Below are 13,116 nucleotides of genomic sequence, written 5' to 3' on the forward strand. Positions count from 1 at the left end.
TAGCGATCACCAGTCATTAATTATGGTACAAGAACTCAGTGATTTAAGGACTTGCATCGAAGAACAACGCTATGAGGAAGCGTTAATCATTATTGATGAACTTGAGGGAATGAGTCGCAAATCCATTTTAAGAACGATTAAATCCTTTTTAATTCGGTTAATCATTCATTTAATTAAAAACCAAATTGAACAACGATTAACTAATTCTTGGATTGCGTCTATTTCTGATTCTATTATCCAAATTCAAGATCTGAATCTACAAGACAATAAAAAATCCCACTATCTAAAAATAGAGGAATGGGATGATTTATTAGATGAAGCCTTTGCTGCATCCATTCGTCCTGCGAGTGTTGAAGTGTTAAATGGAACCCTCAAACCTCATCAATTAATCGAACAAATTGATAAAACTCAAATTCTGGAAATTGCAAAACAGTTAATTCTATTAACCTATAACTCTTCTTCGCGTAATTTACCGGATAGTATTGATAATAATTTAGCTCAATTACCCGGAGCAGAAAATTGGTTTTCCGATTAATTATTAAAATCAAGGAATCCCTTGGAAAGAAGGACATTAAATCTCCTGTTAAGAAACCGGGTTTCTCATTGTTATCTCAGTAAAAACAACAAAATTTCTATTAAAAAACCCGGTTTCTGTGTTCTGTGATTTACCGTTTATTCATCTTCTGCATAAACATAACGGTAAAGATCTTTTGGATCAGGTTCAGGACTACTTTGGGCAAATTCAACCGCATCATCAATAGTCGCTTGAACTTGTTGATCAATTGCTTTTAATTCCTCCTGGGTTGCTAAATTATGTTCCGTTAAATACGCTGCAAATTTTTTAATCGGATCACGAGCAAACCAAAATTCTTTCTCCTCTTTATCCCTTAATTCATCAGGATCTGCCAAAGAATGTCCTCGAAAACGATAGGTTAACGCTTCGACTAAGGTTGGGCCTTCCCCAGCGCGAGCACGAGCAACGGCTTTTTTAGCCACTTCTCGAACCGCTAAAACATCCATCCCATCGACTTCATAACCCGGCATTCCAAAAGCAGGGCCTTTTTTGTAGATTTCGGGGTCAGAAGTTGCCCGCTCATGGGCCATCCCGATCGCCCATTTATTATTTTCGACCACATAAATAATCGGCAATTTCCATAATGTTGCCATGTTCAAACATTCAAAGAATTGACCGTTATTACAAGCTCCATCGCCAAAGAAACACATGGTTACTTGATCTGCATTGGGATCATTCATGGCTTCCCGACGGTATTTACTTTGAAAAGCCGCACCTGTAGCAACTGGAATTCCTTCAGCAACAAAGGCAAACCCCCCTAATAAATTATGTTCAGAGGAGAATAAGTGCATCGAGCCACCCCGACCCTTAGAACAGCCTGTAGCCTTGCCAAATAATTCCGCCATGACTTGACGAGGGGGAACTCCCGCGCTCAACGCATGAACGTGATCCCGATAGGTACTACAAACATAATCTTCATTTCGGCGACCGGCGCGGATCATCCCCGTCGCAACGGCTTCTTGACCGTTGTACAGGTGGACAAAACCGAACATTTTGCCCCGATAATACATCTCAGCGCATTTATCTTCAAACAACCGCCCCAAAACCATATCCTCATACAGCATTAACCCTTCATCACGGGTTACAGCCGTTGCATCCGCCTTAAATGTCGGTAACGTGCGTTCCTGTACCATTGTTTCCAATCACCTTTACCAATTTGAATTTATATTTTACCAGGGCTGTTTCATCTTCAAGTTAAAAAGACTAAAAAAAGAGGGCTGGGACTAGCCGTGCTTTTTGGCGCATCACTATTTAATAAAATCGAAAGCCAGGGCGATACCACTACCTATCAGTATAGCAATTTTTTTATCAAAAAACAATACCCAATTCCTGAATTGTATATTTGTAAAAAGTTAATCAATTTAGAGTATTTAAAGTCTGATTCCCCGAAAAAAAGAAGATGATAAAACAAAACCTATAGCGCTACTTGAAGAGGGGACAGGGAACAGTAAGAAGTGAAAGGGTTTGAGAATTCAGAAATGTCAAACACCGTAATGCGTAGTGCTATATAAAAAAGTGTTTTTTATAAAAATCAATAATTTCCAAAATAGCTTTCGGGCTTTCTAATTAATCGTCCCCTTTTCTGCTATACTTTTAAAACATGAAACCCCTCTGGGGAGAAGGCGTAGTGTTACGTTTTCTCTTTTTTGCCGACAGTCAATCGCTAACAGCCAACCATTCATGACATTTATATCTGTTCTCTACGCACTATTTTTATTAATTCTATTAATATTTTATTGGATTCTTCCGTGGAAGTTTTGGCGACTTTTTATCCTATTAATAGCGAGTCTAATTTTTTATAGTACATTACAAATTCAATATATTCCTTTACTGTTGCTATGGACAGTATTTAACTTTGGTTTAGCCTTAACCATTGTAGAACCCCAAGAATGGGAAATTCCTCACATTTCTTGGAATCGTCGTCGCTCTTTCTTGTTAACCCTAGGTATTATCATTAATGTTTTAATTTTAGTTGGGTTTAAATATTTACCCTTTATTTTCAATATTGTAGGAACCGCGTGGAATCTTCCTGTGATTATTAATACAGGGAATTGGATTGATCAATATGTCATGGCGCCTTTAGGGTTAAGTTTTTTCTGCTTTGAACTCATCGCTTATTTAGTTGATGTTTATCGAGGTGCACCCGCATCTACTTCTCTCCTCGAATTTGCCGCTTATAAAATATTTTTTGCTAAACTAATTTCAGGGCCAATCACTCGTTATCATCATCTGAATAATCAATTTAGAACCCTAAAATTTCCGGTTCCTGAACAAATTGCTGATGGGTTATGGTTACTCGCTAGAGGTGCAATGAAGAAAGGACTGTTAGCTGATAATTTAGGGATTTTAGTAGATCTCAGTTTCAGTAATTTACAACGAGCCGGAAGTGGGGATTTGTGGTTAGCAACCTTTGCTTATGGATTACAATTATATCTTGATTTTAGCGGTTATGTTGATTTAGCCAGAGGCACAGCATTACTCTTGGGATTGAGTTTACCTATTAACTTTGATGCACCTTATTTTACCACCAGTATTGCCGATTTTTGGCGACGTTGGCATATAACATTAGGCGATTGGTTACGGAATTATTTATATTTTCCTTTAGGTGGTTCTAGGGTGGGATTATTTCGCACTTGTCTGAATTTAATCATCGTCATGTTAATCGCTGGAATTTGGCATGGTGCGGCTTGGGGATTTGTCGTTTGGGGAGGATTACATGGTTTAGCATTAGTAATTCATCGCCTCACAGACGCAATATTTACGAAATTATCTATAACCTGGATTTGGAAAAGTTTACCTGGTGTTTTTATCGCTTGGTTAATCACTCAATTAATGGTATTTACCGCTTGGATTTTCTTTAGAATTCCCAATTTACAAGATTCTGGGTGGGTTATTCATCATTTATGGGGTCATACGGCTGATGTACAGTTTGCTCATAAAGTTTATGTTGAAGCTTTAGGTTTAGAACGACACAATCTTGTCATTGTATTAGCTTCTATTTTTGGATTAATGGCTTTGACAACGTTCTTAAACCGAGGGTTAAAATTAGAGTTAAATTGGACAGTCAAATTAGCCTTAGTCCCCCTTAGCTTTTTTGCGGTTTGGCTATTAGCACCTGAAGGCGGTTTACCCTATATTTATTTTGATTTTTAATTGTTATAAAAGGCAATAGGGAAGATTTTAATCCATTTATACTCCTTCAAGCAAAGTCAAAAATTGCTGAATATCAATTAAAATATCTTCAGAAAAATTTCGAGGATAGGTGAAACGATGCAGATAGTATCCAGGAAGAGTTTCGCCAATATAATAATAGTAATCTAATTCTACTAAATTACTAATCCACCAATAGCAATGATAAACATAATTCGGCGAAAATAATTCAATCACTTTCGTTCCCGGTTGACAAAATACTAAATTCGTTAAACCACTCCCATGAGGCGCAATAATCAGTTCAGCTTGGGAAAATAAAGCGGCTTGTTCAACAACGGACATTGATTCTAATTGAACAAATTCAACTCCGAAGAGTTTTAAAATAGTTAATAACTCATCCTCATTCAAAATTCGACGGCTTTTAGCCGAATTCCGACTAATATAAATTCGCTTAAAATTAGGTGAATTTGAAATCAAATCTGGAATCAAAAATTGTTGTTTTAAGAAATCGCACGTCCATTTTGGCATCCAAGCGACACAACCGGGAAAAGAAGGGACAATTAACTCTGTGGCTTGAACATGATGAAGGTTATGAATATTGATTTGTTGATTTTCAGTAATTCCTAATAACTCTAAAGTTTCCTGCTGAAAATGACAACGATTATCTACAATAAAATAATCAATATTATCCCAATTAATATTGCTTTTTCTCAATAATTCAATTCGCGGTAACACATCTAACATCCAGTGAAAATAAACAGAATTTGAAAGTCCTGCTAAAACCGAAACAGTTCCTTGAATCTGATGAATAGGAGGTAATTTCTGAACAGATAAAATGGAGTGATGTCTAGGATGTTTTTCAGGATGACCTGGACTCAATAAAGGAAATTCAGGGGAAAGATCGCCTAAAAAATGCTGTTCACTGGTCAAAATTGCCGATTGGGTTTGATCAGAACTTAACCAAAACCTTCCTTGTGATAATTGAACCACAAAAGCAGACGGAAGTTGAACGCTTTGACCAAATCTAAAACTAAAATGAATAGAATCATCCAGGGATTTAGGCGGTTTTAAATCGACAACCGTTTCAGAATAAATTTGTTGATAATTAAGTTGATTTAAAGCATGAAGCTTTACCCAATCTTTGGTTAATTCATCAAACTGAGTTGGTGGGTTAATAGCTTGAACTTCGGAAAAATTAAGATTAGGGTTCAGTTTTCCAGCTTGAAATAAATGGTTCAGTAAACTATCAACTAAAACTGCCATTGAGGATTCTTTTTCTAAAGCTTTTTTTAAATAAAACAACCCGTGTTCTGTTTGATAATTATAAACCAATAAAAACCCAAAATATCCTAAATATAAAGCAGATTCTGAATCTTCTTTTAAACTCTGTTTTAAATAGTAAATTGCTTCTTGAATTTCTCCGGTATTAAATAAAGCTTGAGCTAAACCATAATAAGCTTCAGCTAGATTAGGATGATAATGAATTGCTTCTTTAAAATGGGTGATGGCTTTTGAAAAGTGTTCTAATTTTAACCAACATTGTCCGACTTTTAAGTGATACCTGGCTTTTCTATCCTCCAAAGAAAGTCTACTCCCCGGTTTTGCAATTGTATTGATACCGGATAGAGAACCTGATAAATTTGCAGCCAAATAACACTGAACAGCTTCTAAATAGTCTTGTTTATGCTCATAAAATATATCTCCAAAGGTTAAATAAATTTCAAAATGATGAGGATCAATTTCTTGTGCTTTTTGCAGTACCGTTAAGGCTGAATCAGGATCAAAATTTGATAAAATTTTTCCTAAATAAAGATATAAATCTATCGGTATTTCTGAGGGAAAAGATAATAAATTTAAAAATTGAATCGCCCGTGAATTAATATTAGGGGTGAATAGAGTTTGATTTTGAATCTGTTGAATTAAAGCTTGATAAAATTGAGGCTGTTTTTGTATCCCTTGCTTGAGGGCATCAATTCCTGATTCTAATAATCCTTCGATAATTAAATTAATTCCTAAATCACTATAAGCAGGTGCATAATTGGGTTGAAGTTGAATTGAATTTTGAAACGCATCAATAGCGAATTCCCAGCGTTTAATTTGAGTAAAACACAGTCCTAATTGATAATAGCTTAAATAATCTGGGGAACGCTGAATCACTTCTTGATAACATTGAATCGCCTGCTCAAATTGTTCTAATTTTTGATAAAGAATGGCTTGATTAAGATAAGCAGAACAGTGATTGGGTTGCAATTCAATTCCCCGTTGCCAAACCTCAATTGCTGTTTCTAAATCTCCTTGAAGCGCAATGGCTTGACCTAAATTATCATAAATTTCAATATCTGTCTCACACCAGTCTAAAATAGCCTCATAAATCTGTTGTGCAAATTGAGGATATTGAGACGATAAATAACCCTTTGCTTGATGTTTTAAAAAATTAATAAATTCACTAATTTCAGGTGCTTCTAAATCTAAATTAAATTGAGTAAAAGCCGAAAACCAAATCGTTTGTGCTTGAAATGAATCTCCGTATAATAACCAAGATAATCCTAAATACCAATAGTTAGAAATAATATCAGGAAACTCTAAAATACACTGTTCATAAATTGAGACGGCTTCTAAAAACTGTTGTTTGTCCAAAGAACGATTTCCTTGTTCTTGGAAGGACGCCATAGAATTTAATAACTCATCTTCCCCTCCCAAAATGTGGGAAGAAAGGAAGGTTTCATTTGAGTCTGGATTTTCTGACATTGAACAACTTTTTTCTCCGTGATCTTAATTTGATTGTACTTCAGCCTCTAATATTTTTTGAATCCGATCATGAGTTTGTTCTAAATGCGCTAAGGTATAAGCATTCATCTTATCCTTTTGTCGCTTTAATGTTGTTTCTAACTGTTGATTTAACTGTTGAAGTTCATACCAAGCTAAGGTTTCTGCATCTTCAGGAACGGTAATTTTTCGTAACACCATCTCGCTCAAAATTTCCAGATGCTCCCGTTGTAAAGAACGCCGAATACTGGAAATCTCAATAGTGCCATTATTCACTGAAATTTCTGACCAAATTCCATTTTGAACCGTTTCAAATAATTCGGGTAAAGTTAACGCATTATTGGCTGTTGTTTTTAATTCTAAATCCCGGAGCCGAAATAACCGAGTTGAAGCAAACAATTCGTGTAAAATATAACGCTGAAACCAACTAATTCGGCGAGTAATGGGATAATCCAAATAACTATTTTGATCAGGATTTGCCCAATCTGACCAACGAGCAGGTGCTAACTGATTTAAGAGATTGGGAGAAAACTTAAAGATTTTATCGGTAAAAACATAGGTTTGCAAAAGTTTTAAAGCATCCCGTTGTTTTTTAATTGAAATAGGTTCAAAAGGTAAACGATGATCTCCTTCTCCTGCTCTGGTTCGATTAAAGGATTGTCCGCCAATATAAAGGGTTAAATTAATCGCTTGACTAGAATAATAATCAAAAATTGTATCGAACATTTTCCGCATTTTATCATAGCCTTCTCCATCACGAGGGGTATAGCTTTCTAACCGTTTCCACATCTCAACAGAATTATCTAATTGCCATTGAGAATACTTCAACATATCATTACTTAAATCTCTGGTATTTGTAGCGGGGTCAAGAAAAACTCCCCAGAAATCTTCATCGGTTGCATAAGCTAATTCTGGTTGAGTTGCTCGTTTAGCAATGTCTTGTAATGCTTGCCATTCTCCTTCAGGGGTTGTACTAGCAATAGGCTTATAACCATATTCAATTGCCCATTGATCATAAGGCCCTATTTGGGTGGGAAAATAATCTCCCTGTGGTGTTCCTTGGGGAGCTAAATTCACCGGAAGATAATCCATAACGGAACTAACTAATCCTTTCGTTTGAGTAATTTCAGGATTATTTAATTCCTCTGGAGATAGAAGGGTACTGCCTTGAAAATTATGTCTTAATCCCAACGTATGCCCGATTTCATGGGAGATTAAAAGACGTAAATATTGCTGAATATAGGCTTCCATTTTGGGGCTATTGGGCATAATATTTTCTAATAGCGATAAAGCTGTTGTACCAATCATTAATTGTTCATTGAAAGCACTGCGAAAACAAAATTCTTCGGCAATATTACTCTTTTCAGCTTGGGATTTTTTCATCTGGGAATAGGCATATAATCCTATTGGGCAAGGTTGATTAACGGTAGTTAATGATGAATTATTATTGTCGTCTCCTTCAGAACTCATTGCAGAATTTGAATCTAAAAAGACTCCAGCCCCCTCTTGTAAACTTCTTAGAGCACTGCTTTCGATAATAATATCTGCATCTAAAATCTCCCCGGTAAACGGGTTAGTATGGGAGGGGCCATAACCATTAAAGGAAGATTTAAAGGAGGTAGACCAACGAATTGTATTATAACGTACATCTGCGGGATTCCAGGGAGCATTGTCGGGCATTTGTTCCACTTGAATCGCATTCAAAAATCCAGCTTGTTCAAAGGCTTTATTCCAGAATAAAATTCCCTCTCGAATTCCTTCTCGATATTCTAAAGGAACGGTGTTTTCTATCCAAAATTTAATCGGTTTAATCGGAGGAGAAAGAGCAGCATTGGGGTCTTGTTTTTGTAAATTCCAGCGATTAATATAACGAACAATCGACGATCTATCTGTGCGTCCCGATAAATCTTTATAGGTTGTGGTAAAATATCCGACTCGTTCATCGGCTAACCGAGGACGATAATCATTATTAACAGGAACAGCTAACAAACTATAGCGAACTTTTAAGTTAAAGGTGCGATTATCGGGTAAGGACGGAATTGATCTAGCCTCCCCATATTGTCCTAAAGAAAATCCAAACACAGATTCAATTTCAACATTTTCAGGAAAGGTTTGAATTTGAGAAATATAAGACTTACTGGGATCAATTGCATACTTATTGTTTAAAAATTCCGAAAATTCAATCATCAATCCGGGTAAATCACTTTGACTATTCAATAAATCACTAATTTCTATTAATATTGTTTTCCGTTCAGGATGAATACCTAAAATAGGTAGAGTTTGTAAAACAGATTCACTAAAGGAACGATTAATTGAACGAGTTTGGGGATCATTTTCTTCAGTGCGAAAATTAATATTAGGAACAACCACTTGAATTTTATTCTCTACAGACCGGAATTGAAATAGGAGATCCCTAAGATTCGTTCCACTTACAATTCCTTCTTCTCCAATACCCGATTCTAAGGTAGCAAACGATAGAAAATTTTGATTCAACTGTTCAGGTTTTAATTCCAGATAAACTTTACCCGATTCTTTATTATGATAAATTGTAAATAACCCTTCTAATTTTTCACTTCCTTGAATCACTTGCTCAAAGGGTTGTTGAGTCACTTGTTGAGCTACTAAATAGTCTTTGAAATCCGAGAGAGAAACCTCTTGAGCATTAACTTGAGATAATCCTACTGTTATGATTAAAAATGACATCAAGCTCAACAAAACAAAGCGTTTTGCCTTTCTAAATTTTGTCATTATCCGCGCTATCCCTTTTGGCAATCTGGTTTTCATCAGTTATCAGTTATCAGTTATCAGTTATCAGTTATCAAGTATCCGCATCGTAGAGACGTGCCATGGCGCGTCTGTACTCAAGTATCCGCATCATCAGTTATTGGTCTTGAGTTTTTAGTTTTTAGTTTTGAGTCAACAACTGCTTACGACTCAATCCTAAATCCTCAATTTCAACGATTAACTCCTAACTCTTTCACTGATAACTGTTGACTGATAACTGATAACTGATTACTTTTTACTTTTTACTGGTTTCGGCCAAGAAATTTGATCAAGTTCAACTAATTTTTGAGAAACAGCAACTGCACCATATTGATTTAAGTGACTGGGATCAGAAAAATAGTGATAATTTTGCAACCATTCTCTGGATAAATCAATAAACATTAGTCCTGTTTCTGCACTGATGGATTTCATCAGATTTTGAAATTTTTCTTCATAGGCTGTGCGAATCGGATCAAGATAATCTTGTGTTAGTGGCATATTGACAAACACGATATCAGAATTTTTAGATTGCACATATTCAATCAGATTTTTTAAGGCAGTGGTTTGTTTTCCCTCTAATTCAAACCCTTGATAATCTCCATCATAATAACCTGAAACTTGAGAATGAGTCTGATAATAAGCTTCAGGACTAAATTGAATGGATAGGGGTAAAAATCCATTGGCTTGAAACTCTGAGGTTTCTAAGTCTTGAGCATTTGAAGGTTCCGCTTCATCAACCGGGGATTTAACCTGCGGTTGAAAGGCTTGTCCCTTAATCACAGACTGTAACAAAAATTTCAAGCGATCGCGTTGTTCATAACTTTTTGAACCTCCAACAAACTGTTGATTTAAACTGGTTTGAAACTGGTCAAAACTTAATTCTCCTTGACGAACTTTTTGAGCAAAATCCCCTAAATTATATTGCCAATTCCGGCTAAAAGGTTTTTCCTCCTCGATTTGAGACTGGATCTGAAACGTTCCTTGAGCAATTTGTTCATAACCTTCCGAGGTTGAGATCGTTTCATACGTCCGATCCACTCGACCACTATTGAGAGCACGAACCCCATCGGCTAGGATAATCAACCTCGGCAATTGTTCAGGAGGCAAAATCTGACGAACAATCAAATCAACGACCTGCAAGGTGGCACCATTCACCCCAAAGTTATAAACTTTTAACTCTCCATAACCTTGTGATCGTAACTCTTGTTCTAAAACCCCCGGATCAATGCCCCGTAATGCTCTGGAACTTCCAATTACTAGAATATCAGGCGGTCGTTTTTCCGTCAAAATAAAATGTTGATATCGTGCTAATTGCTCATCTAATTGGGGGCTTTTAAATGTTGGATAAAGAAATTGAGCTAACTTACACGCTTCTAACCCTAATTTTTGATTAGATAAACTACATTTTTTTGTTTTTAGGGTCGATGAAATAAAATCACTGGCATTAAATACACCATTTTCCTTGGAATTATTCTGATTTCGAGGAAGATTGGAGGCAATAACAACCTCTGATGTTTTTTCCGCTAAATTACTTTCATTAGAAACGGTTATTGCACTGTCGCTCACCCCATCCATCGGAATTTGTGCTAATCCTTCCCCTAATATTCCATCCAGTTGTACGACCAACAACCCTCCCAAAGTCCCCCACACCAAAGCTAAGGCGATTTTTTGATATCGGCGGGTTCTGAGATCTTGCACAGAAACCATCATCGCTTCCCGCGACGCAAACACACGGGTCGCCACCAACCCTTGAGCCATAACCTCAACACTGCGGTCTAAAACCTCTCGCCAATTGGGATAAATCAGGTTTCGAGGTTTGGGAGCATCTGTCTCAAGAGTATCGAGGTTTAAATCAGGACGGAGAACTAAACTCCCCGGTTGTTGTACCAGGGTTTCAGCTTCCTCCGTCGGAGTGACAAAATCTGGTAAAGCCGAAGGAGTTGTATCCGGTTGAGTGGTTTTCAACCTATAGCCATAGCGCCATAAGGGCAGTTTCTGTCCCGAACGACGGCCATAAATTCGGACTCCCGCAATGCCACTAATGCGATGGGTGCGTAAAAATTGAGCAATAACCGGAGCAATCTGCGACTGAGACGGACAGGTTGCCGCTTCCGTCATAACGTGGAGTAATTCTCCTTTCTGTAATAACAGGACACGAATTCCTCCGGTCGCCAGTTTTAACTCTAAATCGGGATTAATTAAACGAGTAAGAATAAACCGTAAGGCGGACAGATTGCCCTGTTCCGCTAAGGTTAAGGCGGTAGGTTGTAAGTCCGAATGGTGGGCACCGGGTAAATTGAGCCAATCAATCCAGATGGGAGTCCCCGGTTTAGCGTGGGTTGCAGTGGTTTCTAAACCATAAACCGTTGCCGCACAAATTCCTTGCGGCGTCAGCAGATCTAATAGGGGGGCCACGATATCCATGACCGTTTGTTTATCAGGAACTTGACGTTTTCGAGTTTTCGTTGTGCAGTGACAGAATAAATGCAGCGTTGATTCTTTTAAAGTGGTTCGGACTTCCACCTCAAATTGACTGAATTTATCATTGAGCAAACGGGTGATTGCTTGTTCATCCCCCCAACGTCCCCACTCTTTGAGAATTTTGTCCGGTGGGGTTAAATCAATCCGTAACATCCAGTCAGGAGTTGATTCCCCCTGGACTTGCAACAAAATACAAGCATCCCGAAATCCTTCCAGATGCAACTGTCGTAACCGTTGAGCAATGGGTTGAGCCAGTAAGGACGGATCAGGACTATAAGCCGATTCACACAACACCCACAGCCGCCTCCCGGATAGCTGTGTTTCCTCTAGGGATTGTTGTTTATCGGTTTTTTTGACTTTAGCGGCTTTTTCCCGAATCGTAACTTTGACCCCAACTCCCAAGCTGCCTAAAATTTCGCTGAGATAACTAGCGATCGCATCAGGATAACCCTGTCGTGCCAAACTTTCCGTCGAGACTTCAATCCCGCTTGATTGCTGATTGTTGACGGTTGGCGGTTTGTTATTAACCGAGGACTCAGAAGTTAATAAAATTCCCCCCCTCTCCTCTCCTTCCCCTGCTCCCCCAACTCCCCCTGTCCCCTTGTCCCCTTGTCCCCTTGTCTCCCCTGCTCCCCCAACTCCCCCTGTCCCCTTGTCCCCTTGTCCCCTTGTCTCCCCAACTCCCCCTACGGTCACTGAGCTTGTCGAAGTGTCAGATATTGCACTAAAAGCAAGACCATCATCTGCAAGTAAGGAAAAAGGTAAAGTGTCTGGTTCAGTCGGATATTGCTCACGGGGTTGGATTTCTAAATCGGGTTCCGGTATTTGTTCTGGTTCGGGTTCCGGCTCCGGTTGGGGAAACGGTTGAATCGTTGAAGGGGGCGTTATTTCCTCTAGTTTAGGGCGTCTGAAAAATCTGGTAATTTTTTCTAAAGGGTTGTGTCCCGGCTCAGGAACAGGCTGTGGATGCTCTTCTACTGGGGGACTTTCACGAAGATGGGCAGACGCCTGAAATTGTAATTCTGTGTATTCGAGTTTAACTGTCCAATCCGGTCGTTTGGCTGCAATACTCCGCCCCGATAAAAAGATTTTATAGATCGGTTGATTGGGGGGAAGTAAAGTTGTTAAGTTGGTGTGGGTTAAGGCTTGTGAAAGGTGAGATGTTGCAATTTTTTCATCAGGACTGACAACAGATTCACACAAAATGTGTAAATGATTGCCCCGCAAACGGATTTGAACCTGCACATCCGCAAGTCCAATCGCTTGTTCTGCCCATTGGGTTAAAGCTAAACCCTCGACCGTTGAAACTGTTTTATTGCCCTTCAACACCACTCCCTGCCCGTATGTACAGACGTGCCATGGCACGTCTCTACTTGTTTCGA

General features: G+C 38.2%; 6 protein-coding genes. 2 read left to right on the forward strand and 4 right to left on the reverse strand.

The window, feature by feature from the left end:
* Positions 1–22: 22 nt before the first annotated feature.
* Positions 23–535, forward strand: a complete 513-nt coding sequence (locus PL9214_RS04100; RefSeq protein ID WP_072717582.1) for a DUF29 family protein — start codon at positions 23–25, stop codon at positions 533–535.
* Between the two features lie 137 nt (positions 536–672).
* Here PL9214_RS04100 and pdhA read toward each other — a convergent pair whose 3' ends face one another.
* Positions 673–1,707, reverse strand: coding sequence for a pyruvate dehydrogenase (acetyl-transferring) E1 component subunit alpha (gene pdhA / locus PL9214_RS04105; RefSeq protein ID WP_072717583.1), 1,035 nt, complete (start codon positions 1,705–1,707; stop codon positions 673–675).
* 547 nt (positions 1,708–2,254) lie between these two features.
* On the opposite strand from pdhA, the gene PL9214_RS04110 reads away from it, so the two are divergent.
* Positions 2,255–3,727, forward strand: a complete 1,473-nt coding sequence (locus PL9214_RS04110) for an MBOAT family O-acyltransferase (RefSeq protein WP_072717584.1) — start codon at positions 2,255–2,257, stop codon at positions 3,725–3,727.
* 36 nt (positions 3,728–3,763) lie between these two features.
* Here the strand turns inward: PL9214_RS04110 and PL9214_RS04115 are convergent, their stop codons facing one another.
* From PL9214_RS04115 to PL9214_RS04125, 3 genes are all read right to left on the reverse strand, one after another.
* Positions 3,764–6,472: a glycosyltransferase 61 family protein gene (locus tag PL9214_RS04115; RefSeq protein WP_072717585.1), complete on the reverse strand. Its 2,709-nt coding sequence runs from the start codon at positions 6,470–6,472 to the stop codon at positions 3,764–3,766.
* 24 nt (positions 6,473–6,496) lie between these two features.
* A complete protein-coding gene (locus tag PL9214_RS04120) occupies positions 6,497–9,238 on the reverse strand; it encodes a zinc-dependent metalloprotease (protein WP_072717586.1) in 2,742 nt (913 codons plus the stop codon).
* Between the two features lie 264 nt (positions 9,239–9,502).
* Positions 9,503–13,099, reverse strand: coding sequence for an SGNH/GDSL hydrolase family protein (locus PL9214_RS04125; RefSeq protein ID WP_139294963.1), 3,597 nt, complete (start codon positions 13,097–13,099; stop codon positions 9,503–9,505).
* Between the last annotated feature and the right edge of the window lie 17 nt (positions 13,100–13,116).

It is taken from the genome of Planktothrix tepida PCC 9214, from assembly GCF_900009145.1.
Taxonomy (GTDB): Bacteria; Cyanobacteriota; Cyanobacteriia; order Cyanobacteriales; family Microcoleaceae; genus Planktothrix; species Planktothrix tepida.

Bases quoted from the DNA above. Each gene is read 5' to 3' on its own strand.
- PL9214_RS04100 (WP_072717582.1), top strand. From the start codon at position 23: ATGGTACAAGAACTCAGTGATTTAAGGACTTGCATCGAAGAACAACGC.
- pdhA (WP_072717583.1), bottom strand. From the start codon at position 1,707: ATGGTACAGGAACGCACGTTACCGACATTTAAGGCGGATGCAACGGCT.
- PL9214_RS04110 (WP_072717584.1), top strand. From the start codon at position 2,255: ATGACATTTATATCTGTTCTCTACGCACTATTTTTATTAATTCTATTA.
- PL9214_RS04115 (WP_072717585.1), bottom strand. From the start codon at position 6,472: ATGTCAGAAAATCCAGACTCAAATGAAACCTTCCTTTCTTCCCACATT.
- PL9214_RS04120 (WP_072717586.1), bottom strand. From the start codon at position 9,238: ATGACAAAATTTAGAAAGGCAAAACGCTTTGTTTTGTTGAGCTTGATG.